Raw genomic sequence first — 21,817 nt, 5'->3', positions numbered from 1 at the left:
TTAGTTTCCTCGTTCCTAGCGCTACGCTCACCCACAAAACGGGTGGTATTCCGCTCCGAAGCCGTTTACCAGTCGCACCGTTGCTCCTTCGCGCATAGTTCCTAACACTGCAGTCATAAAACACAAAACGCCTGCCGTCTTCACGGCAGGCGTTTTGTGTTTTGGAAGCTACAAATGGCTAACTCTTCTTATCAGGCATGGTGCCCACTATGTGGTCCCACAGGGTGGTGCTCACGCCAAAGGCAATTTCGTCTTGGCGGTAGTGGTGCTGGGCATGGTGGTGCCACCATACTTTCAGGAAGTTTTTTGGGGGCGAATAGACATGAATGGCGTAATGCACGAACAGGTACAGCGCATACCCGAACACGAAGCCTGCCAGCAGCCCAAAGCCCGCATTGCCGAATGTGAAGTAGAAGATAAAGAACAGCAGCGACGCTACGAATACTGTCAGGATCGGCGGCATGGCCAAGCGTGTTTTGTCCTTCGGATACTCATGATGGACACCGTGCATGGTATACTGAAACTTCGCCTTACCCGGCGTGTCAGCCTTGATATGGTACACGTAGCGGTGCATCAGGTACTCGACCAGCGTGAAGAGGAACCACCCGGCCAGAAACAGCCCGAAAGCGGCCAAGCCGGTTAGTAGTCCCCGGCTCAGGCTGTAGTAGAGGCTCACGGCCGCCACCGCGAAAAAGATGCTGAGCGGAGCGGCAATATGCGTGTGCGTGAGCCGCTCCAGCATCGGATTCTCAAACAGCTGGGCCGAACCTTTATGTTTCGGTTTCACCGGGCCCGCAGCAGCAGCTGGCCGGGGTTTCGTGTCAGAGGGAGGAGCAGCGGAAGCAGTCTGGTTCATGGAAGCAAGTATCTGATTCAAGGGCCAAAAGTACGCAGCATTGCGTAAACCCGTGGCGCAAAGAGGAAATCAGCCCGTTGTCTGATAAGTGCTGAGCAGGTGCCGCACGTCTTCTAAGGTGCAGGATGGCGCTGTGCAGCACAACGGTGCACGGGCGTAAAACTGTTTTCGGGCGCGCAAGGTTTCATCCAGGCGCGTAGCCAACGCCTCGGCCGTGGGAGCCGCTGCCAGCAACGGCCGGGTAGCGCCTGTTGCCAGAATACGCCGTACCAACTCGGGTACCGGCACCTCCAAGTACAATACCAGCCCCTTCTCCAGCAATGCTTCCAGGTTGTGGTGGAAGCAGGGTGTACCGCCACCCGTGGCCAGCACGAAGCTACCCGGCTGCTGCAACACTTCCCGCAGTACCGCTGCCTCCCGCTCCCGGAAATATGCCTCGCCTTCCTGCGCAAAAATATCGGCTACACTGCGGCCTTCCCGACGGGTTATTTCTTCGTCGAGGTCCAGAAACGGCACTTCGTAAGCCACAGCCAGCGCCCGGCCCAGCGTGGTTTTGCCGGCGCCAGGCATGCCAATCAGGTGGAGCTGGTGGAAGGGAGGAACTGAGTTCATGCGCAATCAGGAAAGCCGGACGCGCGGGTCGAGCACAGCATAGAGCACGTCTACGGCAATATTAACCAGCACAAACAGCGCGGCAATGAAGATGGTAGCGCCCATCACGACCGGAAAATCGAGGTTCTCGACGGCCCGCAGTGTGACCGTACCCAAGCCCTTCCAGTTGAAGATGTACTCAATGAAGAAAGCCCCTGCCATCAGCGAAGCCAGCCAGCCCGATACAGCGGTTACGACAGGGTTCAGCGCATTTTTCAGTGCGTGGCCCACTACCGTTTGGTAGCTGGAAAGTCCTTTGGCCCGTGCCGTGCGGATGTAGTCCTGGCCCAGCACATCGAGCATAGAGGAGCGGGTAAGCTGCGTGATGACAGCCAGCGGCCGGATACCCAGCGCAAAGGCCGGCAGCAGCAGATTACGCAGCACCAAGTGGCGGCCCGTGAAAGCATCATTCTCAAATAGCTGCCCGGTCAGGTTGAGGCCAGTCCAGTGGCTCCAATAGAACCCAAACGTAATGGCAATCAGGATGCCCGCTACAAACGAAGGAACCGAAATTCCGAGCACTGAAGTCGTAATCAACGCTCTATCGAGCCAGGAATGCGGCTTGAGGGCTGCCACTATGCCGAACGTAATGCCGAGCACGGCGGCCAGCAGCATGGCGGCCAGTGCCAGCCACAGCGTGCCCGTAAAATGGTCGAGCAGAATGGTCAGCACTTCTTTGTTGCTCTGGAAAGAGCGGCGCAGGTAGGGCGTTTTCAGCACCACAGCGTTGTCGCCGAGCGGGAGCAGCGTGAAGCCGCCGTACTTAGCCGTACCAGCCGAGTCGCGCGGGTGCACGCCCAGCGGCGACACATCGTTGAGGTAGCCGAGCAGCTGCGCGGGCATGGGCTGGTCGAGGCCAAGGTCGGCGGCAATGGCGGCGCGGGTGGCCGCGTCGGAACGCTGGCCGGCCAGCAGGGCCACCGGGTCGCCGGGCAACACCTGAAACAGGAAGAATACCGTCAGAGCCACACCCGCCAGAATCAGCAGGCCATGTCCGAGCCGGCGCAGAACAAAGGAGAGCATTAGGCTTCAGGTGAATGGGGTGATGAGGTAAATGGTAACAGGTAAATGGTGATGGGGTGAATAGCTCTGCTCCTCAACCGTTTCAGGCACCTGTCACGTGTTACCTGTCACCATTTACCTCATCACCTCATCACTAAAAATTAAAACAGCTTCTCGACGTTGAACAACGCCGGAATGTCGTGGTAGTGGTATTTGGCCAGCACTTTGCCGTCCTGCAGCACCATCAGGCCGGGGTTCGAGCGAATCATGGACTTAAGTACAGTAGCGTCGGCGAAGTAGTAGGGCGTGGCCAGGTTCACATCGTGGCGGAACGTATCGAACTTGGCGGGGCTGGTGCTGGTGATGGTCAGAACCTGAATCTTGCGACGCGACTTCGCCGCTTCTGCCAGCAATGTATTGATGACCTTGAACCGCTCCCGGTCGGTCTTGTTGGTATTCTGCACAATGAGCACCAGCTTGTTGCCGGTCAGCAGCTCCTGCGTAAACGAGTTGCCATCCACATCCGACACCTCAAAATCGGTAATGAGAGGCTTGGACTTCTCTGGGTTCAGCACTTCCATGCTCTTGTATTTCCACGTCGAGTCGGTGGGGTACTGGTCGAAGGTTTTGGTTTCGCCGTTGCGCTCCATCACATACTGGTAGCGGGCCTGCTCCAAGGGCTTCATCAGCTTGCCAATGTCGTTGCCGACTTTGTAGGGCAGGAAATCGAAATAGGGCAAGTGGCCCAATGCGCGTACTCCAATGCCAATAGCTACGGCCCAGGCCAGCGTGATATACACTACGCCCAGCTGGCCTTTGGCAAAGCTATAGCGCAGGTAGCGGTAGTTGAAAAACACCACCAGCCACATGCCCAGCAGCACCATATCCTTGGCAAACGACTGCCACGGCGTGAGCTTGATGAAGTCGCCGAAGCAGCCGCAATCCGTCACCTTGTTGAAGGCGGCCGAGTAGAAGGTCAGGAAGGCGAAGAAGAGGAGCAGGCCCAGCAGCACCCACATCGTCTGGCGCAGCATCCAGCGCAGCAGCAGCGCCACACCCAGCACTACTTCCAGCGAGCTGAGGAAGATGCTGATGGTGCGGGCATAATCCTTGAAAATCAGAAAAAAGCTGCCGAAGTCGACGGCAAATACTTCAAAATATTCCTCCAGCTTCAGGGCCGTGCCCACCGGGTCGTTCAGCTTAATCAGGCCGGAGAAGATAAACAGCGCCCCCAGCAGCAGCCAGCAGACTTTCGTGAATAGTTTCATGGACGGTGTGAGGTGACGGAGTAACGAACAGATGGAGCGGGCACGGCTCTACAACAGGCGGTTGCCGCGGGTAAGTAAAGCAAAGAAACTGCAAACCCGCCAGTAAACAGCACTGCCAAAGCACTGTTTCCGGCCACGCATCAAATACGCAGCGCTGGGGCTAGTGGCTGCTTGCGGCTGGCGGAACGGGAGCAGCGCTGGCCCAGCCCCGCTTAATGAGCACAAACACGGCGTAGTTGAGCATATCGCGGTAGTTGGCCTCCACCCCTTCCGATACGCGGGTGGCGCCGGCCAAGTCCTCAATCTGCTTGGTGCGGTGCAGCTTCATCAGGATGATGTCCGTGATGCTTTCGATACGCATTTGCCGCCAGGCTTCGCCGTAGTCGTGGTTTTTGGCGAAGAGTAGGCGGCGGTTTTCGGCCGCTTCCTCCTCATAGGCCGCAGCCACTTCTTCCGGGGCCAGGTCCAACGGCGCATCCGCAGGCAGGCGCAACTGCATCAGGGCAATAACGCAGTAGTTGATGATGGCCACGAACTCGCCATCCACGTCGTCGGCCACCAGCTGCGTGCCCTTTTCCTGGATGCTGCGGATGCGCTGGGCCTTGATGTAAATCTGGTCGGTGATGCTCGGCAGCCGCATGATGCGCCAGGCCGTGCCGTAGTCGTGGGTTTTAGCCAGAAACAGGGCGCGACACTGTGCTATTATCCGGTCGTAGTCGTGCTGGGTTTGATTCTCCAAGTTTTTCAGCCTATTTTGTTGAGAAACCGCACCGCCCGTCGTGCTGAGCGTAGCGAAGTATCTCGCTCGTAAGTAATGTAAGTACCACCGCAACGTTAGCCAGCGGAATGCTCCGCGCTGCCCGACGTTCCTTTCTGCCCGAAACCATGCTCCAGGCCGTGCAAGATACGTGTTTCCCGGCTGCGCAAACCCTGCGCTGCCCCGGCGGACGAGTGCTCGATTTGCGCCGGCCGCAGGTGATGGGCATCCTGAATCTGACGCCGGACTCGTTCTTCGAAGGCAACCGGATTGGCAACGCAGATGAGCTGTTGCGCCGCGCCGAAGCCATGCTGCAGGCCGGTGCCGCCGTGCTCGACCTGGGCGGCTATTCGTCCCGGCCTGGCGCCGAGGATATTACCGAAGACGAGGAAAAGCGCCGCCTGCTGCCCGCTGTAGAAGCCGTGCGCCGCGCCTTTCCGGAAGCAATTCTCTCGGTCGATACGTTTCGGTCCGGCGTGGCATCGGAAGCAGTGGCGGCCGGCGCCGACATTCTCAACGACATCAGCGGCGGCGAGCTGGACCCCGAGATGCTGCCAACGGCGGGCCGCCTGGGGGTGCCTTACATTCTGATGCACATGCGGGGCACGCCCCAGACCATGGCCCAGCAAACCCATTACGAGGGCGACATTGTGCTGGAAATGGCGCGCTACTTCCGCGACAAGCTGGCCGTGCTGCGTGCTGCTGGTGTTACGGATGTAGTGCTGGACCCTGGCTTCGGCTTTGCCAAAACGCCGGCCCAGAGCCACGAGCTGCTGCGGCGCCTGCCCGAGCTGCGGGTGCTGGGGCTGCCCATTCTGGCGGGCCTTTCGCGGAAAACCCTCGTGTATAAGCCACTTGGCCTCTCGCCCGATGCAGCCCTCACGGGTACTATTGCCGTCAATGCGCTGGCGCTGCTCAACGGGGCGCGGCTGCTGCGCGTACACGACGTGGCGGAAGCTGTGCAGACCGTGCAGCTTGTTTCCACCACTTACCCGCAGCTTTCGTCGTGATTGGCTCCTTCTCCATCGGCTTCCTGCGCATCGGCTGGATAGACGTCGTGGACGTTCTGCTGGTCACGGTGCTGTTTTATCAGCTGTATAAGCTGCTGACAGGGAGCGTGGCGCTGAAGATTTTTCTGGGCTTTATGTCCATCTACCTGTTTTATCTGGTAGTAAAAGCCGCCGGCATGGAGCTGCTGACCAGCATTCTGGGGCAGTTTATGAGTGTGGGCGTGCTGGCCGGCATCATTCTGTTTCAGCAGGAAATCCGGCGGTTTCTGCTCAATATCGGTAAGGCCACGGCCTTTGAGCGGATGCGCGTGTTTCCGTGGCGCCGCGACACCGAGGCGGCCGAGCGGCTCAGCGTGACCCCCTTCGTGGAAGCCGCCAAAAGCCTGGCCGGTAAGCAGACCGGCGCGCTCATCGCCTTTAGCCTGGCTTCCGACCTCAAGCCCTTCGGCGACACCGGCGACCTGATTGATGCGGCGGTCAGCAAACGCCTGCTGCTGAGCATTTTCAACAAAAACTCCCCGCTGCATGATGGGGCAGTTATTATCAGCCGGGGCCGCATCAAAGCAGCGCGCTGCATTCTGCCCGTGAGCGAAAACCCTGACGTCCCGGCGGCCTTGGGTCTGCGTCACCGCGCGGCCATCGGCCTCACAGAAGTAACTGATGCGGTGGTGCTGGTAGTGAGCGAGGAAACCGGCCAGATTTCCTTGGTGCGCGGTGGTGAAGTGTTCCGCAACCTGGCGCCCGCCGACCTGCGTGCCCGCCTCAATGAGTTCCTGTTTGATGCCGCGCCCAAGCCAGCCGCTTCCTCCCCGACTTCCTCGGCAGCAGAAGTAGCGGCGTAGTAATTCGCAATGCTATAACTACATGTATTATAAGCTCCTACCTCTGCTATCCGCTATTCTGTATAGCACGCTCCCACCGGTGTTTGCCCAGTCGAATACGGCAGCATCTGCTGCACATCCTGTGGTGGTTTTTCAGAAGCCGTATTATGAGTTGGGGCACAGCGCATGGTTCAAAGCAAAAGGTGCCCTGACCCCGCAACTACGCGAGGCGCTTGCAGTACAGGCATCGGAAGGTCTTCAACTAAGAACACTGCCCGATTTGCTGGTTCAGGGGCGGTTCGGCGTGCAGTATGCGCGCATTTACTTGGTCAATCCGGACCCTGCGCCTATTGAGATTGAACGTTCAGACGCTACCGTAACTGGTATAACCCTTCTCTTTCAGTCGGACGGCCAGTGGAAATCCTTCAAAACACTGCCTTTCAGCGTCTGTGGGAACAGCTTTTGGCAGGACACACTGCCTTCGCACTTCTATATGGCAATGGATATAGATGTGTACACCTTCTTTCGGGGTTCCATTCCGACCCCTTGTAAAGCAGTAGCCAAAATAGGCTCCCACGTAGTAGAGTCGCCGGTTTTCACGGCTCAGCTTACCGAACGACAGGTACAAGCGCTTCGCCAGCCCTAACAACGCAACGATGCCCCGCACCGGAAGCGTCCACGCGTGTCGCGAGGGCATTTCCGGTGCGGGGCATCAGCGCCACGGCGGGCTACTTCAGCACTTCCAGCTCCTTGCCTACTTCAATGAAGGCGGCAATGGCCTTGTCGAGGTGGGCGCGGGTGTGGGCGGCGCTGAGCTGCACCCGGATGCGGGCCTGGCCTTTGGGCACTACTGGGAAGTAGAATCCCACCACGTAAATACCTTTTTCCAGCATTTTGGCCGCGAAATCCTGGCTTAGCTTGGCGTCATACAGCATAACGGGCACAATCGGGTGCTCGCCGGGCTTGATGTCGAAGCCGGCCGCTGTCATCTTCTCGCGGAAGTATTGCGTGTTTTCTTCCAGCCGGTCGCGCAGCTCGGTGCTTTCGGTAAGCAGCTCCAACACCCGCAGGCTGGCCCCCACAATGGCAGGCGCGAGGGTGTTCGAGAACAGGTAGGGACGGCTGCGCTGGCGTAGCATGTCAATGATTTCCTTGCGGCCCGACGTGAAGCCGCCCATGGCTCCGCCCAGCGCCTTGCCGAGCGTGCCCGTAATAATATCGACGCGGCCGAGCACATTGCGGTACTCGTGCGTGCCGCGGCCGGTTTTACCCAGGAAGCCCATCGAGTGGCACTCGTCAATCATCACTAAGGCCTCATACTTGTCGGCCAGGTCGCAGATTTTGTCGAGCTGCGCGATGGTGCCATCCATGGAGAAAGACCCGTCCGTAACGATAATGCGGTGGCGCGTGCCCTTCGCAACGGCATCCTGTAGCTGCTGCTCTAGGTCCTGCATGTCGTTGTGCGCGTAGCGGTAGCGCTGGGCCTTGCACAGGCGCACCCCATCAATGATAGAGGCGTGGTTTAGGGCATCCGAAATAATAGCATCCTGCTCGTTGAAGAGCGGCTCGAACACCCCGCCGTTGGCATCGAAGGCGGCAGCATACAGAATGGTGTCCTCGGTGCCCAGAAACTGGGCCAATTTGGCTTCCAACTGCTTATGAATATCCTGGGTACCGCAGATGAAGCGTACCGACGACATGCCGTAGCCATGCGTATCAATAGCTTCTTTAGCGGCCTTCACCACCTCAGGGTGCGACGACAGGCCCAGGTAGTTATTGGCGCAGAAGTTCAGCACCTCACCGGCCTCCTGCGTCTCGATTTCCGCGCCCTGCGGGCTGGTTATGATGCGCTCCTTCTTGTAAAGGCCGGCATCCTTGATTTCCTGAAGCTGCTGGGTGAGGTCGGGCTGGAGGGTGGTGTACATAGACTGCGTGGTGAACTAGTGATTCGGTGAGTGGGAGGAAGTTGGGCAAAGATACTATCTGCTATCCTGAGCGGAGCGCAGAACGGCCAACAAGATTACCGCGCAAAAAATGCCTGCACGCCCGCTTGTCCGCTGTCCATGAGCTGCTGCTTCTGCTCCGCCGACATCCGCTTTATCTTGGGGTTGAAGCCAGCCGTACTAATGCTGACGGTGCGGGCCCAGTCCCCGGGCCGGGCCGGATTCAGGTTTTCAATAGCCACGTTGTAGAGCGCGCCCATATACGAGCCGAAATCCTGTATGGCGTAGGGCGCGAGTTGCTGCCGGCCGCCGGGCTGCACATCGTAGGGCAGTTGTTCGGGCCGGTCGAGGCGCAGGCCCAGGGTTTCGGGGTTGGCGAACGGGCCGGCTGCCGGCAGCGTGTCGGATGCCAAAGCACTCAGGTAACGCGCGTCGTCGAACAAATCGATGGGAAAATTCGCCAGCAGCCCGCCATCTACCAGCACTTCCACAGCCTGCCCTTTGGCGGGCTGCCGCACCACGTGGCCCTGCTTATCGAGCAATACGGCCCGGAAATACAGCGGAATGCTCATGCTGATGCGCACAGCGTCGGCTACGCGCATATCGGGGTGAGTTTCGTGGCTGAACACCTGCACCCGTTGCGTAGTGAGGTTGGTGCCGGTGGTGTACAGGTCGCGGTAGTGCAGCGAGTCCTGCCGAACCAGGGTGTGGAGCTGGCCCAGCGTAAGGTTCGGGTCGTGGGTTTTGCGCGCCACCAGCTCGCTTAGGTACTGCGTAAACTGGTCGCCGCGGTACCAGCCATATTGTTTAATGAGGCGGGTGCTGCCGCCGAAGAAGATAAGCCGGCCATCGTTAAGGCGCTGTACCGGCGTGTTGTTCATCACCTCGATAATCTCCTTGGGCGAGTAGCCCACGGCCAGCAGCGCCGCCTGAATGGCCCCGGCCGACGTGCCGCCCACCCGTCGGATACCGGCCAGCACACCCCGCTGCTCGAGCTCGGCTAATGCCCCACCGTAGGCTATGCCCCGGATGCCCCCGCCTTCCATCACCAGGTTGCGGTAGACGGGTGGGGTTGCTGAAGCTGGTTGGGCAGTGCCCTTTACGGCCAGCTGAAGAGACAGGAATAGAAAAAAGATGGTGCGCATAAAGCAAACTATATGGTAGCGCCAAGATAGCACAAGGACTGGCCAGGGTTGCAGGGCGCGCCGAACCGCGCGGCCGATAGAAGCGCGGCACCGTCACCAAACGCAGCGGCTCCCGTATCTTTGCGGGCCCCACCACCTACTTCCCCCACTCCTTCTGCCCATGACAACTTCCAGCACCTCTCCCACCACCCCCGGCGACACCGTTCTTGTTATTGGCGCCGGCGGTCAGCTGGGCTTAGAACTCACCCACGAGCTGCGCCAGATCTATGGCGCCTCCAATGTGGTAGCCGCCGACGTACGCGCGCCCAAAGACGCCGAAACCCTGGAAGCCGGCCCCTTCGAACTGCTGGACGTACTGGATAAGTCCCGCCTGGAAGAAGTAGTACGCCAGTATAAGCCCAAGCAAGTGTACCATCTGGCCGCGCTGCTCTCGGCCACGGCCGAGAAGAACCCAAAATTCGGGTGGCAGCTGAACATGGATGGCCTGTTTCATGTGCTGGATGCAGCCGTGGACCTGGGCGTGCAGCAGGTGTACTGGCCCAGCAGCATTGCCGTGTTTGGCCCCGATACGCCTCGCCAAAATACGCCCCAGCTTACCGTCATGAACCCGAACACGGTGTATGGCATCAGCAAACTAGCTGGCGAACAGTGGTGCGAGTGGTATTTCCGCAAGCATGGCCTGGACGTGCGCAGCCTGCGCTACCCCGGCCTGATCGGCTACAAGAGCCTGCCCGGCGGCGGCACCACCGACTATGCCGTGGACATCTACCACAAGGCCGTGGCCGGCGAGGCCTACGAGTGCTTCCTGAAAGAGGACACCTACCTGCCGATGATGTACATGCCCGACGCGCTGAAAGCCACCCTGGACCTGATGCATGCCCCGGCCGAGAACATCAAGGTGCGCAGCAGCTACAACCTGGGGGCCATGAGCTTCTCGCCCGCCGAAATTACGGCCAGCATTCAGCGCCACTACCCCGATTTCCGGGTAACGTACCAGCCCGACTCGCGCCAGCAGATTGCCGACTCCTGGCCCGCCAGCATCGACGACAGCCAGGCCCGCCAGGATTGGAACTGGCAGCCCGGCTTCGACCTGAACCGCATGACCGACGACATGCTGCTGCACCTGAAGGAAGCGTTGGTGCTGAAGTAGGCATGCTGTTAAGCATCGGAAGCATCTTGGCTGCTGTGGCCCGGATATCAGTGACAGCGGGAATGCTGTATGTGCTCTATTGGATAGTGCGTCTAACACTCCGACGCATTGGCGGACTCCGCGCTGCGAACCCGTTTCAGCCGGGATGGGGACAACTACGCGAGCAATATGAAAGTTTGCACAGTGTGCCCCGTATGACTCGGTTTTCAGCTCGCATTGGCGGAATATGGCACAACGACGTGCTACAGATTGGCTTCGACACCCAAGAAGTAGTGATTCGCAACAATATGGGCTTTTCGTCTTTGGTCAGAATTCCCTACAGCCATATTGTGTTGCTACAACAGCCTGAACCCTTTCAGGCTACCCGACTAAGCGAAACAGAATACGTTCCAGGTCTATTCCAGGCCGGCGTAGTTGAAATTGGCTTGGACGCATATTGGACGTCCCAGTTGCTGCAGCACATGGCTACAGCCAATGCTTTGGCTGCTCCCTGATCTTTAACTACGGCAGCAAACACGCCTCACCTTAGCCGGTGGGGCGCGTTTGTTTTCGGCGAATCCGTAGTAAACCTCCAGTCACCGGGTGCGTTCCTGTCATCGGTCACCTCACTCCTTCATCACCACCGCCATGATAGTAAACCATACGCCCGATGGCTGGCAGATTATCTACCAGCAGATGCATGCGCTGCTAGCAAGCCAGCTGGCCTGGCAGTGGCCGCCGCTGGGCCCGCCCGACCGGTGGGTGGGCCTGCTGGCGGCCACCGCCCAGCACGACGACGAGCAGCAGCACTGGGACGGACACTACGGCATTACGGCGGCAGGCGCACCCGCCAACTTCACGATGAAGGACTTTTCGCTGGAACAGGCTACGCGCCTCATGCAGGCCGCCCGCTTCCAGGGGCGCTGGCGCAGCCTGCTCACCAGCATGCACCTGAGCACGCTCTACGAAGGCCTGCGCGACGAAAAAAAGGAGCTGGCCGCTTTTCTGGATGAGCAGCAGGCGCAGCAGAAAAAATGGCTGCGGGAGCTAAAAGTCACGAAAGCTGAGACCCGCCAGGCCTACGACCTGCTGCACTGGTGCGACCGGCTCAGCCTGATTCTGTGCCGCCATGAGCTGCCGGAAATGGGCCGCGCCCTCGAAATCTATACCGGCCCCAACGGGCAGCGCTATGAGGTGCAGCAGCCTCAGCCCGGTGGCCCCGTAACGGTGCACCCCTGGCCGTTCCGGGAAGCTCAGTTTGATGTGAGTGTGGAGGCCCTGCAACTGCGGCAGCTGCAGTTCCAGGACGATGCGGAACTGGCCACCGCGCTACGCAAGGCACCCATCGAAACCCTGACGTGGCAGTTCAGCGCACAGCCGTAGCCAGCTAGGGACTATAGCGGTTGTATCAGCTTTGGATTCGTCATGATGCCGGCCGGCACGGAGTCCAGGGCCACAATGTGGTCGAGGTGGCGGCCGTCTTTGCCATCGGTGCGGTCGGAGGCAAGTAGCAGTTTGCCGTAGCGGCGGTAGTCGGACCAGCGGCGGCGGAAGGCGGGCAGCGAGTCGTTGGCTTCCTTGTAGTAGGCCCACTCTTCCACGAGGCTGGTTTTGGGGTTCACGAACAGCTGGTAGCGGTTGTCGGGCGTCACGCCTACGTTGCGGAAGCTCATATTGAGCACTTCGGCGGCGGTACTGTCCATGAACTTGCCGGCTCCCTGGTAGGTGAGCGTCACGCCGGAGTCTTTCAGCTTGAAGGGCATCAGCAGCCACCACGAGTTGTTCACCCAAATCGGGTACATGTTTTCCAGTAGCTTCCGGCCGTCGGGCGTAGCCGAAATATCCTCGCCGCTCCGGTATACATGCCCTTGCTTAGCGCCTAGGTTATAGAGCGCCACCAGGCTGTCTTTCTGCCAACGGAAGTCGCCGGTCTGTTTGTCCCAGAGCTGGTAGGAGCCATCCAGAAAGTCCCAACCCAGCAGGCGGGTCTGCTGCCAGGCCGGATAGCCGCCCATGTGTTGCATCACCCGGTCGGCCAGGGCCAGCGCCTGAGCATCGGAGCCTACCCGGTCGAAGCCATCGGCGGCCGGATACGAAGCCGTGCTATCGGCGGCCGGCACTTCGGTGGTAGCCGCGGCCGGCTTGTCGGCAGTCTGGCTGCAGCCGCTCAGGCCCGCCAGCAGCGCTGTCGGAGTAAGCAAAAACAGGAATCGGCCAGTGAAAAAAGAGCGAGTAGAACGAGGCATAAGCAGCAGGTTTTGATAATCGAATGGAGCCGTCTGTTCTACGCATACGTGCCGGATTTGGCCAGCTTAACCGAACGCCTTTGCCATCCGGCCGTACTACCAGAGCTTCTGCTCCTGATTTTTCTGCTTTATGGCCACGCACTACCGCTTCTCTGATATCGTCAATATCTTCAAAACTACGGCCGCCGAGTTCATGGTCAACAACTCGTTTCGCCACGCGGCGGCCCTCTCCTACTACACCATTTTCTCGCTGCCGCCGCTGCTGCTCATCGTCATCACGGTGGCCAGTTCTATGTATGGCGGCGAAGCCGTGACCGGCCAGGTCTATGGGCAGCTACGCGGCTTCGTCGGGGCTGATTCGGCTAAGTTTCTGCAGGATTCCATTGCCGAGTTTACCAAGCAGCAGAAAGGCGGCGTGGCGGCCATCATCGGCATCGGCACTCTCATTTTCGCGGCCACCACCTTCTTCGTGACGCTGCAGGAAAGCATCAACGACATCTGGAATCTGAAAGTGAAGCCCCGCAACGGTATCTGGCAGTTTGTGCGGGACCGGCTGCTCTCGTTCGGCCTGATTCTGAGCGTGGCTCTGCTGCTACTGATTTCGTTCGTTATCAGCGCCATGCTCTCCGTCTTCACCGACTATCTGCAACGGCTGCTGCCCGAAGTCACGATTATCCTGATCCGGCTGATTGATTTCAGCTTGTCGCTCTTTATCACCTCGCTGCTGTTTGCCCTCATCTACCGGTTCCTGCCCGATGCCATCATCCGGTGGCGCGACGTGGGCATCGGGGCTTTCATTACGGCACTGCTCTTTATGCTGGGCAAGTACCTGATTGCGGCCTACATTGCCTACGCCAATCCGGGCTCGGCTTTCGGGGCGGCGGGCTCGGCCATTCTGCTGCTGCTATGGGTGAACTACTCGTCGCTCATCATTTTTTTCGGGGCCGAATTCACGCAGGAGTTTGCCGATGGATTCGGGCAGAAAGTGCAGCCGAAGGCCCACGCCGTTCGCATCGAAACCCGCGAAGTACCCGAGGGCGAATCGAAAGAGGAAATCACGACGGGCCGTCCCCGTTCCGAAGGACGCTGGAAGAATTAACCAGCAGGCAAGAGTACCAGAGCAGGCTTCATTTGCCGCGCCGGTTTCCGGGCCGGCACAGGCTGGTGCTGCACAGTCGGCAACGGTCAAAAAAGTTTTGTCCAGGCAGCTGCAAAGCGCAGTCGGGTTCGTTCCGGCGCGCTATCTTGCAAGGATGAAAACACTATCTACTCTGCTGTTATCCGCTTTCCTACTCCTATCGGGGCACGTTTATGCCGCCGCTCCTGTAGCGGCCGACACACTGAAAGGCCAGAAGCTATTCATTCAGCACGTTTCGCAGTCAGTCTGCAACAAGCTCAACGAAGAAGAGAAAAAGAAGCCGCTCAACAAACTCTCCCCCGAGGAAGGCCAGGCCCTGCTCGAAGAAGCCCTGCAAAGCAGTATGCGGGAGCACATTGATGAAATGTCGGCCATTATGAAGGCCAACAAAGTCAGCAAGCCGCGCAAGTTTGGCGAAATGGTGGGCCGCGAAGTGGTGATAGTGCTGCTGCAGGAGTGCCCGCTGAGTCAGCAGCTGTTCGCGTCTGTGGGCATGTCGGCCATGAAGGGCAAGCCGACCATTGCGCCGGAAGAAAAACCCGTGCTGACGCTCGTCTCTACCGAAATCTGCCAGCGGCTGGACACCGAAAACGCGAAATCGGCCATTTCCGGCCGGCCCAAGGCGGAACGCAAGCAGATCATCGAAAACGCTATGCAGGGCTCCATACTCAAGCATCTGGAAGCGTTGTCCAACTACTACGGCCTGAAGCAGATTCAGAACACCGGCCACATGGAAACTGTGGGCCGCAAGATAGCCCTGCTGCTGGTCGACCAGTGCCCCAACTATCTGATGCAGATGGGCCTGGATGAAGTAACGGAGAACTAAGCGGCTACCTCCGGCTTCTCTTTCACGGCCAGCTGTCCGCAGGCAGCGTCAATGTCTTTGCCACGCGAGCGGCGCAGGTTGGTTTGCACGCCCCGGTCGGCCAGATACTTCAGAAACGCCATCAGCTTCACTTCGCCGGTGTTTTTGTAGTCGGCGTTTTCGATGGGGTTGTACTCAATGAGATTCACTTTGCAGGGAATCCACTTCGAAATCTGGAACAGCTCCTCGGCATCCTCCAGCGTGTCGTTGAAGCTTTCGAATACGATGTACTCGTAGGTGACTTTGCGGCCCGTTACCTGGTGGTAGTGCTTCAGCGCGTCCTTCAGCGAGGCCAGCGAGTTGGCTTCATTGATAGGCATGATTTCGTTGCGCTTAGTGTCGTTGGGCGCGTGCAGGCTCAGAGCCAGATTGGCCTTCACGCCGTCGTCGGCCAGCTTCTTGATCATCTTGGCAATGCCGGCAGTGCTGACCGTGATGCGGCGCGGGGCCATGTTCAGGCCGTCGGGCGCCGTAATACGCTCGATGCTTTTCACCACGTTGGCGTAGTTGAGCAGAGGCTCGCCCATGCCCATGTACACGATGTTGGTGAGAGGCGTGCCGTACTGAGCTTCGCACTGCTCCTTGATGCGCACCACCTGGTCGTAGATTTCGGCGGCGTCGAGGTTGCGCTTGCGCTCCATGTAGCCGGTTGCGCAGAACTTGCACGTAAGCGAGCAGCCCACCTGCGAGCTGATGCAGGCCGTCATGCGCGTATCGTGCGGAATCAGTACGCCTTCCACGATGTTGCCGTCGTAGAGCCGGAACGCCGATTTAATGGTACCGTCGTTGCTGAGCTGCTGATTCTGCACCTGCACCCCATTGATGACGAAGTGCTGGGCCAGCAGCTCGCGCGTGGCCAGGGAAATGTTGTTCATCTCCTCAAACGAGCCAGCCGTGTTCTTCCAGAGCCACTCGCTCACCTGCTTGGCGCGGAACGGCTTCTCGCCGTGCTCCACCATAAAGGTCTTAAGCTCGTCGGGGGTGAGTTTGCGGATGTCGCGCTTGGAAACTACGGGCAGTTCAATCATCATAGCGCAAAGATACAACGCCAGAGGCAGTTGGGTTCCCGGTTTTTGCTATTCTCGGGTACGCGGTCAGCCAGCACGTGCTATAGAAGTGAGGCAGTCGTTGCGCTCCGCCGCAAATAGCTGCTATTCGCCGCGCAAGCTGCTTGCTGCTTCTAGGCCCAGCGGCCGCAGTTTCCGGGTGCTGCAAAGGGCGTTACGCATCCGGTTTCTCTTCCCGGCTGCCGTAGTAGCCGGCGGCCGCGGCCCCCGCACTCATGCACAGCGCTATAAACCAGAAGCGGCCCGGATTGGCGGGCATATCAAACAGGATAAACAGCCCAAACCACCACGCCAAACAGGCCAGCAACACTGTTATCACCAGACTGGCGGTGTGCTCGTAGTCGGTCAGGCGCAACAGCCCGTACACGCCCAGCCCGATGGCCACGGGAGCACCGAACATAAGCAGCAGGGCCGCCCCCAGAAAGTCTTCTACCGTACCATTCTTGAATGCCTCCCCGAAGACTTGCCGCCCTGCAAACAAGAACAATAAGCAGAGCAGAAAAGCACGTCGTTTCATTCGGGCTAATATAACCCCGAAAACCACCCGCCAGCGCTAACCTGCTTCGCCGCGCAGCCGACCGGCAACTTCCTCGCCGAGCAGCTGCAGCTTGCGGGCTTTGTAGTCGAACATGAGCATGCCGGTTTTGGCGCGGGCTATTTCGCGGCCGTCCTGGGTGCGCACCCCATATACCACGTCGAAACCGTATTTCGAGAGGTCATCGGCGGCCATCCGGATGTGCAGCACGTCGCCGTAAAAACCCTCACCCTTGTACTCAATGGCCACATCGGCCATGATGGTGCCGCGCCCGGTGGCAGGGTCGAACTCGGTGAGACCCACGTGGCGCAGAAACTGCACGCGGGCTTCGTGCAGCAGGCTGAGCAGCGCATCGTTGCCGAGGTGGCCGCCATAGTTGAGGTCCGTAATCCGGATGGGAATGTGCGTGGAAAACAGGAAAGTTTCCGGTAGATTTACTTTAACGCGTGCCATGTATCTGGGGCAAAAGAAAAGCGGATAGCGTACATACGCACGGCTTGCCGGCCGGGCGGTTCCGCTACCTTTTTTCGCTTCTTTCTCAGCATCTTTTCCGGGCGCCGCGCCGTACCCGCTCCACTCCCCCATTTCCACGCTTCCCACAATGTCCAACCCCAAAGTAGAAGTCCGCACTACCGCCGACGGCTCGAGCACGCTGTATGTGCCGGCCCTGGATGAGCACTATCATTCCACGCACGGCGCGGTGCAGGAAGCCCAGCACGTGTATCTGGCGGCCGGGCTGGAGCCGGTTCTCTCGAAAGCCACGGGCATGGTCTGGGTGCTGGAAGTAGGCTTCGGGACGGGCCTGAACGCGCTGCTTACGCTGGAGCGCAGCCTGGACAGTGCCCAACCCATCTTCTACGACACCATCGAGAAATACCCGCTTTCGGAAGCCATTATTGAGCAGCTGGGCGCGGAACGCTACCTACTGAATCCCGAGTTACTCGACTACCATCAGCAGATTCATGCCGCTTCCTGGGGTACGCCGGTGGCCCTCACGCCGCAGTTTGCGCTGCTGAAAATGGCCGGCGCCCTGCAGGATACGCTGCTTGCCGAAGACACCTACCAGGTTATCTACTTTGATGCCTTTGCACCGGAAAAGCAGCCCGACATGTGGACCGATGAAGTATTTGCCCAGCTATATGCCGCTACCGCGCCCGGCGGTTGCCTGGTCAGCTACTGCGCCAAAGGCTCTTTTCGGCGCAGCCTGAAAGCTGCCGGCTGGCAGGTAGAAAAGGTGCCCGGACCAGTAGGCAAGCGCGAAATGACGCGCGCCTGGAAACGGGGGTAGAATATCGTGTCTGGCTTCTTGGCATTTCGTCAACTTATTCGGTTGGTTTGGGGAGTAGTAGGTCTGGTGGGCATCAGCTTAGCACTGGCGTGTGGTTGGCCCCGTTACCCGGACTTTTCGGCGGAAGCACGAGCGTATTTCAGTGCTATCAAAGCCAATGACCAGCCATTGAAGGCGCCTCGGACCGGCGAGTGGAGACATGAGAACCACGAGCCGGGCCAAACGCTGGAGCAGTACCAAGAGTTGGCTATTACCCGACCAGATTCGGTACATCGGACGTTGTATCTGCTGCCGATTGGACACTTTTCGCCGCTGCAGAAGAAGGTGCTGGAGGCTACCCGGCAGTATCTGCAGCACTTCTTTCAACTGCCGGTGACCCTGCTGGCGGCGGTGCCGGATACGTTTGTGCCGAAGGCGGCCCGGCGCCGGGGAATTGAGGGGCAGGAGCAACTTCTGGCGCCCTATATCCTCACGCACCGCCTCGCCGGAAAGCTACCGCCCGATGGCTTGACACTCATGGCCCTTAGCTCCCGAGACCTATATCCGAAGCCTGAGTGGAACTATGTATTCGGACTGGCCTCGTACCCAGACCGGGTGGGAGTCACCTCATTGTATCGGCTGCAGGATACCCGGTTGACAGCGGCCAACTACACCCGTTGCCTGACTCGCCTGATCAACCTTTCCTCCCACGAGCTGGGACATATGTTTTCCCTGCGCCACTGCACCTTCGCGCGCTGCGTCATGAACGGCACCAACAGTCTAGCGGAAACTGATGGTACACCGAACCGCCTTTGCTCCGAATGCCAGAGCAAGCTCTATTGGACATGCCGCTACAACAACCGTCAACGGCTGCTGGCGCTGCATACATTTTTCCAAAGCCATCAGCTAAAAGCCGATGCTTCTTTAGCCAGCCGCGACCTGAAACGCCTGCCTGCTGTAACTCGACCTTAACCTCCCACATTGCACCATCCTCCGTAAGTTGCAGCAGTTATGAGTCGTAAACTACTGGAAACAGACGGGCTGGAGTGGGTGCAGCAGGGCATCGTGACGGAGGCGCAACGGGCGCAACTCCTGGCGCTGTATCCCGAGGAACGCCCGGCCATCGGGCTGCTGCCGCTGCTCGGGAGCCTGCTGATTCTGCTGAGTGCGCTGAGTCTGGTGGCGGCCAACTGGCAGAGCCTGCCCGAAACCGTGCGACTGGGTTTGCTGCTGGGCTCACTGGCCGGCACCTACGCCGGGGCCGAGTACTTCCTGCGCCGCCAATATGATTCGCTGGGCATGGGACTGGTGGGGCTGGGGCTGATGCTGTTCGGCCTCAGCATTATCCTGACCAGCCAGATGTATCAGCTCATCGGCTATGACCTAACGGGGCTGGTGGCCTGGGCCGTGGCTGGAGTGGCTCTAACATGGGTGTACCGAAGCCGCTTTTTGTTCATCCTGACAGTGGCTATTGGCGGCATCGTACAAGGCTATAACACAGGCCAGTTGGGCGCGTTCAGCTACCTGACGGCGGTGCTCACGGCGGGCGGACTGGGCTACTACTGGTGGCGCCGCCCCGACTCGTTGCTGGGCGCGGTGCTGGCTACCGGTCTGCTCTGGCAAACTGCACTGCTGGTAAGCCACCTGCACATCAAAATCACCTGGTTCTTCGGCCCGGCTATGCTGATTTACGCCCTCGGCGACTGGCAGGAAGACCGGCCTGCCGGCCGTGCTATGCAGGGTCCGCCGCTGGTAGCGGCCTTCCTGTTTACGTTAGGCTTGGCACTGTTCGGCGAGTCGGATACTTATACCGGAGAGTTGCGGCCGCCGCTGCTGGCGTATCTGGGGGTGTTGGGCGCGGTGCTGGCGCTTTCACTTTGGGGTAAGCAGCGCCGCGGCCGCCTAGGCAGTGCCACCGACTGGCTGCTGCTACTGCCAGGTTTCTACCTACCGGGTGGGCTGCCACTGGCCATAGCCACGCTGGTGGTGCTCTATGCCTATTCGGGGGCCGTGCTGTGGCGCGCCCACCAGGAGCGCAACCAGGACCGGGTGACGCTGGGCACGGTGCTGTTCATCCTGACGACGGCTGTGGCTTACTTCAAGCTCACCTGGGGCTTTATGGATAAGTCGCTGTTTTTCCTGCTGGGCGGCTCGTTGCTGCTGGGCCTGAGCTGGTTTCTGCGCCGCCGGGCCGCGCACACGTTTTCTTCGTCCGAAACGCCCGCCCAGCCATGAATGCTCCTTCCCCTTCGGCGCCGGAACGCGGCGCGGCGGCCACCCGCCACCCTCCGCTGCCCAAACCGCACCGGCAGCGCTGGCTGCTGTGGCTGGTGGGCGCGCAGTTGCTGTTTGTGCTGGCGGTAGCAGCGGCCGGCTACGCTACCGGCCGTTTCGGGAGCGTGGTACTGTTGCGCACCACACCCGTTGACCCGCGCGACCTGCGCTTCAGCGACTATGTAGAGCTGAACTATACCATTAGTCTGCTGCCGGGGCATCTGTGGAAAGGTAGCACGCTGCCCCGCCGCAAAGACCCCGTGTATATAGTTTTGGAGCCACGTGCCGGGGTGTTTGAAGCTGTGGCAGTATATCCGGAGCGGCCAGAAACGGCACAGGGCCAAACGGTATTGCGCGGCTGGGTGGCCGATACGTGGCGCCGCAGCATGCGCCTGCGCTACGGCCTGGAACGCTACTACGTGCCCGAAGAAACCCGCCGTAAGCTTCGGCGGCAGCAGCCGCTACAAGTGCACATCAGCGTGGCGCCCTGGGGACAGGCCCGCATTTCTCAGGTAGAGGTGCTGCCGGCTTTGCGCCCTAGGTAGCTAAGGAATAGCCAGTCAGATAAATGGCGCAGATTCGCATCCATTCATCTGATTGACAAACACTTAAATCACAAACCGCACTTTATAGCGAATTACTATCCAGTAGCTCCTGATCAGCAGAGGTGAAGTCTACCAGCGCGTATTTGCCTTGGTCGGTGATGTTCATCTCATCCAGTACATCCACTAGGTCGCGGTATTTTGCATCAGGGCCGGCTTTGATGAGCACAAAAGGAGCCGGCTGCTGCCGTTGGCGCTGGAGTAGCACCTGTCGCAACCCTTCAGCGCTGAAGGTAGTCGTACGAAGTTCGGGCTGCTCCACGTCGGCGCGGTTCAGCCCGAAGAAGTAGTGCACTTTGCTGTCTTTGCCCAGAATTAATGTCAGGGCGTTTTTATCCGGCACATCTGAAACCGGCCCTTTCGCCGGCATCGTGAGGTCCATGGTGGTGGGCTTACTGAACGTTGTGGTCAGCATGAAGAACGTTAGCAGCAGAAACGCCAGATCCACCATTGGTGTCATGTCGAGGCGGAAAGCATTCTTCTTGATGCGAGGCTTGTGGCCACGAGCAGCCGGCGCGGAGGATTGGATTTCAGCCATGACACAAATGGTATATAGTGAATTGATATTCACTCAACGGCTTGGCGCTCTGGCTTATTGCACAGTCCGCACGTCTCAGAACCGCCACACTTTCTCTGGCGTGATGCAGGCGTGCAGGCGTACGTCGCCGTCCCAGGCATCAGCAATGCGCGGCACCGGTGGCTCCAGGCTCAGCCCGATACGCAGCGTATCGGGCCGGCATTCGGCCAGAAACCGGTCGTAGAATCCTTTGCCATAGCCTACGCGGTGGCCCTGTTCATCGAACGCCAGCAGCGGAATCAACACGGCATCCAGCTGTGCCGGCAGCACCTCCGGGGCTACTACTGGCTCCGGAATTCCCCATTTGTTGTCGAGAAGCTGGGTGTCGGGCGTGAGGTGGTAGTGGCGCAGCGTCGGGCCGTCGGGCTGCACCACGGGCACGGCCAATTGCACCGGCAGATCTTCACCCCAGATTTCTATAATGATGGGCCAGGTGTCGGGCTCTTTATGGTGCGGAATCGGCAGAAACAAATGAAGCCATTGCCACTCGGCCACCGGAAAGTGACGAAAAAGCTGCCTGCGCATCTCGTCACTGCGCCGGGTAACTTCGTCTTCCAGAAGGGCGCGGCGGCGGGCTAGGGCTGCGCGGCGCAAGTCGGTTTTCAGCATACCAAAACGTTTGAAACGCCATCCGCTTCTGGCGCGTTATCCACTAACTATCAAG

The 21,817-nt window shown here is 59.4% G+C and carries 24 protein-coding genes; 11 read left to right on the top strand and 13 right to left on the bottom strand.

The genetic code is table 11. From position 1 onward, the window contains the following. Positions 1-178 precede the first annotated feature (178 nt). The 5 genes from IC231_RS03335 to IC231_RS03315 form a co-directional block, all read right to left on the bottom strand. The gene (locus IC231_RS03335; protein WP_211538832.1) at positions 179-787 is read right to left on the bottom strand and encodes a sterol desaturase family protein; all 609 of its coding nucleotides are present in this window, start codon (positions 785-787) and stop codon (positions 179-181) included. A 138-nt stretch (positions 788-925) separates the two neighbouring features. After that, positions 926-1,468, bottom strand: coding sequence for a shikimate kinase (locus IC231_RS03330; protein ID WP_190783177.1), 543 nt, complete (start codon positions 1,466-1,468; stop codon positions 926-928). Positions 1,469-1,474: 6 nt separating this feature from the next. Beyond that, positions 1,475-2,530: an ABC transporter permease gene (locus IC231_RS03325; RefSeq protein ID WP_185888467.1), complete on the bottom strand. Its 1,056-nt coding sequence runs from the start codon at positions 2,528-2,530 to the stop codon at positions 1,475-1,477. Between the two features lie 140 nt (positions 2,531-2,670). Beyond that, positions 2,671-3,777, bottom strand: coding sequence for a BT_3928 family protein (locus tag IC231_RS03320; protein ID WP_185888466.1), 1,107 nt, complete (start codon positions 3,775-3,777; stop codon positions 2,671-2,673). Between the two features lie 160 nt (positions 3,778-3,937). Further along, positions 3,938-4,516 carry a DUF1599 domain-containing protein gene (locus tag IC231_RS03315; protein ID WP_190783176.1) on the bottom strand — a complete coding sequence of 193 codons (579 nt, stop codon included), beginning with the start codon at positions 4,514-4,516 and terminating at the stop codon, positions 3,938-3,940. A gap of 107 nt (positions 4,517-4,623) precedes the next feature. Between IC231_RS03315 and folP the strand changes: the two genes are divergently transcribed. The 3 genes from folP to IC231_RS03300 are packed head-to-tail and all read left to right on the top strand — an operon-like array spanning position 4,624 to position 7,011. Beyond that, a complete protein-coding gene (gene folP, locus IC231_RS03310; protein ID WP_211538829.1) occupies positions 4,624-5,544 on the top strand; it encodes a dihydropteroate synthase in 921 nt (306 codons plus the stop codon). Continuing rightward, positions 5,541-6,386 carry a diadenylate cyclase CdaA gene (gene cdaA / locus IC231_RS03305; RefSeq protein WP_190783175.1) on the top strand — a complete coding sequence of 282 codons (846 nt, stop codon included), beginning with the start codon at positions 5,541-5,543 and terminating at the stop codon, positions 6,384-6,386. Before folP ends, cdaA begins: the two co-directional genes overlap by 4 nt. 22 nt (positions 6,387-6,408) lie before the next feature. Then, positions 6,409-7,011 carry a hypothetical protein gene (locus IC231_RS03300; RefSeq protein WP_190783174.1) on the top strand — a complete coding sequence of 201 codons (603 nt, stop codon included), beginning with the start codon at positions 6,409-6,411 and terminating at the stop codon, positions 7,009-7,011. Between the two features lie 82 nt (positions 7,012-7,093). Here the strand turns inward: IC231_RS03300 and kbl are convergent, their stop codons facing one another. Together kbl and IC231_RS03290 are read right to left on the bottom strand one after the other, a co-directional pair. Then, positions 7,094-8,290, bottom strand: coding sequence for a glycine C-acetyltransferase (kbl, locus tag IC231_RS03295; protein ID WP_190783173.1), 1,197 nt, complete (start codon positions 8,288-8,290; stop codon positions 7,094-7,096). Between the two features lie 95 nt (positions 8,291-8,385). Then, on the bottom strand, positions 8,386-9,453 hold the full coding sequence (locus IC231_RS03290; RefSeq protein ID WP_190783172.1) for a patatin-like phospholipase family protein: 1,068 nt from the start codon (positions 9,451-9,453) through the stop codon (positions 8,386-8,388). Positions 9,454-9,613: 160 nt separating this feature from the next. On the opposite strand from IC231_RS03290, the gene IC231_RS03285 reads away from it, so the two are divergent. Both IC231_RS03285 and IC231_RS03280 read left to right on the top strand, forming a co-directional pair. Then, the gene (locus IC231_RS03285) at positions 9,614-10,603 is read left to right on the top strand and encodes an NAD-dependent epimerase/dehydratase family protein (RefSeq protein ID WP_190783171.1); all 990 of its coding nucleotides are present in this window, start codon (positions 9,614-9,616) and stop codon (positions 10,601-10,603) included. 627 nt (positions 10,604-11,230) lie between these two features. Further along, positions 11,231-11,965 carry a DUF3891 family protein gene (locus IC231_RS03280; protein ID WP_190783170.1) on the top strand — a complete coding sequence of 245 codons (735 nt, stop codon included), beginning with the start codon at positions 11,231-11,233 and terminating at the stop codon, positions 11,963-11,965. Positions 11,966-11,976: 11 nt separating this feature from the next. Here the strand turns inward: IC231_RS03280 and IC231_RS03275 are convergent, their stop codons facing one another. After that, positions 11,977-12,828 carry a hypothetical protein gene (locus tag IC231_RS03275; protein ID WP_190783169.1) on the bottom strand — a complete coding sequence of 284 codons (852 nt, stop codon included), beginning with the start codon at positions 12,826-12,828 and terminating at the stop codon, positions 11,977-11,979. Positions 12,829-12,958: 130 nt separating this feature from the next. Between IC231_RS03275 and IC231_RS03270 the strand changes: the two genes are divergently transcribed. Both IC231_RS03270 and IC231_RS03265 read left to right on the top strand, forming a co-directional pair. Continuing rightward, positions 12,959-13,927, top strand: coding sequence for a YihY/virulence factor BrkB family protein (locus tag IC231_RS03270; protein WP_190783168.1), 969 nt, complete (start codon positions 12,959-12,961; stop codon positions 13,925-13,927). Positions 13,928-14,081: 154 nt separating this feature from the next. Next, positions 14,082-14,792, top strand: coding sequence for a hypothetical protein (locus tag IC231_RS03265; protein WP_190783167.1), 711 nt, complete (start codon positions 14,082-14,084; stop codon positions 14,790-14,792). Here IC231_RS03265 and rlmN read toward each other — a convergent pair. From rlmN to IC231_RS03250, 3 genes are all read right to left on the bottom strand, one after another. Further along, complete coding sequence (gene rlmN / locus IC231_RS03260; RefSeq protein ID WP_394368198.1) at positions 14,789-15,859, bottom strand: 23S rRNA (adenine(2503)-C(2))-methyltransferase RlmN; 1,071 nt, start codon at positions 15,857-15,859, stop codon at positions 14,789-14,791. The two genes, IC231_RS03265 and rlmN, sit on opposite strands and share 4 nt — an antisense overlap. A gap of 193 nt (positions 15,860-16,052) precedes the next feature. Then, positions 16,053-16,415 carry a hypothetical protein gene (locus IC231_RS03255; RefSeq protein WP_190783166.1) on the bottom strand — a complete coding sequence of 121 codons (363 nt, stop codon included), beginning with the start codon at positions 16,413-16,415 and terminating at the stop codon, positions 16,053-16,055. A gap of 36 nt (positions 16,416-16,451) precedes the next feature. Next, positions 16,452-16,886 (bottom strand): acyl-CoA thioesterase, encoded by a 435-nt coding sequence (locus IC231_RS03250; protein WP_190783165.1) that lies wholly within the window; start codon positions 16,884-16,886, stop codon positions 16,452-16,454. Positions 16,887-17,034: 148 nt separating this feature from the next. Between IC231_RS03250 and mnmD the strand changes: the two genes are divergently transcribed. The 4 genes from mnmD to IC231_RS03230 are packed head-to-tail and all read left to right on the top strand — an operon-like array spanning position 17,035 to position 20,519. Further along, positions 17,035-17,721 carry a tRNA (5-methylaminomethyl-2-thiouridine)(34)-methyltransferase MnmD gene (gene mnmD, locus IC231_RS03245; protein ID WP_190783164.1) on the top strand — a complete coding sequence of 229 codons (687 nt, stop codon included), beginning with the start codon at positions 17,035-17,037 and terminating at the stop codon, positions 17,719-17,721. 18 nt (positions 17,722-17,739) lie between these two features. Further along, a complete protein-coding gene (locus tag IC231_RS03240) occupies positions 17,740-18,672 on the top strand; it encodes an archaemetzincin (protein WP_190783163.1) in 933 nt (310 codons plus the stop codon). Positions 18,673-18,711: 39 nt separating this feature from the next. Continuing rightward, positions 18,712-19,935, top strand: a complete 1,224-nt coding sequence (locus IC231_RS03235; protein ID WP_190783162.1) for a DUF2157 domain-containing protein — start codon at positions 18,712-18,714, stop codon at positions 19,933-19,935. Then, on the top strand, positions 19,932-20,519 hold the full coding sequence (locus IC231_RS03230; protein ID WP_190783161.1) for a GDYXXLXY domain-containing protein: 588 nt from the start codon (positions 19,932-19,934) through the stop codon (positions 20,517-20,519). Before IC231_RS03235 ends, IC231_RS03230 begins: the two co-directional genes overlap by 4 nt. Positions 20,520-20,601: 82 nt before the next feature. Here the strand turns inward: IC231_RS03230 and IC231_RS03225 are convergent, their stop codons facing one another. Both IC231_RS03225 and IC231_RS03220 read right to left on the bottom strand, forming a co-directional pair. Beyond that, on the bottom strand, positions 20,602-21,114 hold the full coding sequence (locus tag IC231_RS03225) for an ExbD/TolR family protein (protein ID WP_190783160.1): 513 nt from the start codon (positions 21,112-21,114) through the stop codon (positions 20,602-20,604). 75 nt (positions 21,115-21,189) lie between these two features. Beyond that, complete coding sequence (locus IC231_RS03220; protein WP_190783159.1) at positions 21,190-21,762, bottom strand: 5-formyltetrahydrofolate cyclo-ligase; 573 nt, start codon at positions 21,760-21,762, stop codon at positions 21,190-21,192. Positions 21,763-21,817 lie beyond the last annotated feature (55 nt).

Source organism: Hymenobacter duratus (assembly GCF_014698995.1).
GTDB lineage: Bacteria > Bacteroidota > Bacteroidia > Cytophagales > Hymenobacteraceae > Hymenobacter > Hymenobacter duratus.
Note: the sequence above shows the minus strand (reverse complement) of the source record. Positions and strands in the feature narration are given on the sequence as shown.

Bases quoted from the DNA above. Each gene is read 5' to 3' on its own strand.
- IC231_RS03290 (WP_190783172.1), bottom strand. From the start codon at position 9,453: ATGCGCACCATCTTTTTTCTATTCCTGTCTCTTCAGCTGGCCGTAAAG.
- IC231_RS03300 (WP_190783174.1), top strand. From the start codon at position 6,409: ATGTATTATAAGCTCCTACCTCTGCTATCCGCTATTCTGTATAGCACG.
- IC231_RS03250 (WP_190783165.1), bottom strand. From the start codon at position 16,886: ATGGCACGCGTTAAAGTAAATCTACCGGAAACTTTCCTGTTTTCCACG.
- IC231_RS03265 (WP_190783167.1), top strand. From the start codon at position 14,082: ATGAAAACACTATCTACTCTGCTGTTATCCGCTTTCCTACTCCTATCG.
- IC231_RS03320 (WP_185888466.1), bottom strand. From the start codon at position 3,777: ATGAAACTATTCACGAAAGTCTGCTGGCTGCTGCTGGGGGCGCTGTTT.
- IC231_RS03225 (WP_190783160.1), bottom strand. From the start codon at position 21,114: ATGGCTGAAATCCAATCCTCCGCGCCGGCTGCTCGTGGCCACAAGCCT.
- IC231_RS03270 (WP_190783168.1), top strand. From the start codon at position 12,959: ATGGCCACGCACTACCGCTTCTCTGATATCGTCAATATCTTCAAAACT.
- folP (WP_211538829.1), top strand. From the start codon at position 4,624: ATGCTCCGCGCTGCCCGACGTTCCTTTCTGCCCGAAACCATGCTCCAG.
- IC231_RS03220 (WP_190783159.1), bottom strand. From the start codon at position 21,762: ATGCTGAAAACCGACTTGCGCCGCGCAGCCCTAGCCCGCCGCCGCGCC.
- IC231_RS03235 (WP_190783162.1), top strand. From the start codon at position 18,712: ATGAGTCGTAAACTACTGGAAACAGACGGGCTGGAGTGGGTGCAGCAG.
- IC231_RS03285 (WP_190783171.1), top strand. From the start codon at position 9,614: ATGACAACTTCCAGCACCTCTCCCACCACCCCCGGCGACACCGTTCTT.
- IC231_RS03280 (WP_190783170.1), top strand. From the start codon at position 11,231: ATGATAGTAAACCATACGCCCGATGGCTGGCAGATTATCTACCAGCAG.
- IC231_RS03275 (WP_190783169.1), bottom strand. From the start codon at position 12,828: ATGCCTCGTTCTACTCGCTCTTTTTTCACTGGCCGATTCCTGTTTTTG.
- IC231_RS03330 (WP_190783177.1), bottom strand. From the start codon at position 1,468: ATGAACTCAGTTCCTCCCTTCCACCAGCTCCACCTGATTGGCATGCCT.
- rlmN (WP_394368198.1), bottom strand. From the start codon at position 15,859: ATGATTGAACTGCCCGTAGTTTCCAAGCGCGACATCCGCAAACTCACC.
- IC231_RS03325 (WP_185888467.1), bottom strand. From the start codon at position 2,530: ATGCTCTCCTTTGTTCTGCGCCGGCTCGGACATGGCCTGCTGATTCTG.
- IC231_RS03255 (WP_190783166.1), bottom strand. From the start codon at position 16,415: ATGAAACGACGTGCTTTTCTGCTCTGCTTATTGTTCTTGTTTGCAGGG.
- kbl (WP_190783173.1), bottom strand. From the start codon at position 8,290: ATGTACACCACCCTCCAGCCCGACCTCACCCAGCAGCTTCAGGAAATC.
- IC231_RS03230 (WP_190783161.1), top strand. From the start codon at position 19,932: ATGAATGCTCCTTCCCCTTCGGCGCCGGAACGCGGCGCGGCGGCCACC.
- mnmD (WP_190783164.1), top strand. From the start codon at position 17,035: ATGTCCAACCCCAAAGTAGAAGTCCGCACTACCGCCGACGGCTCGAGC.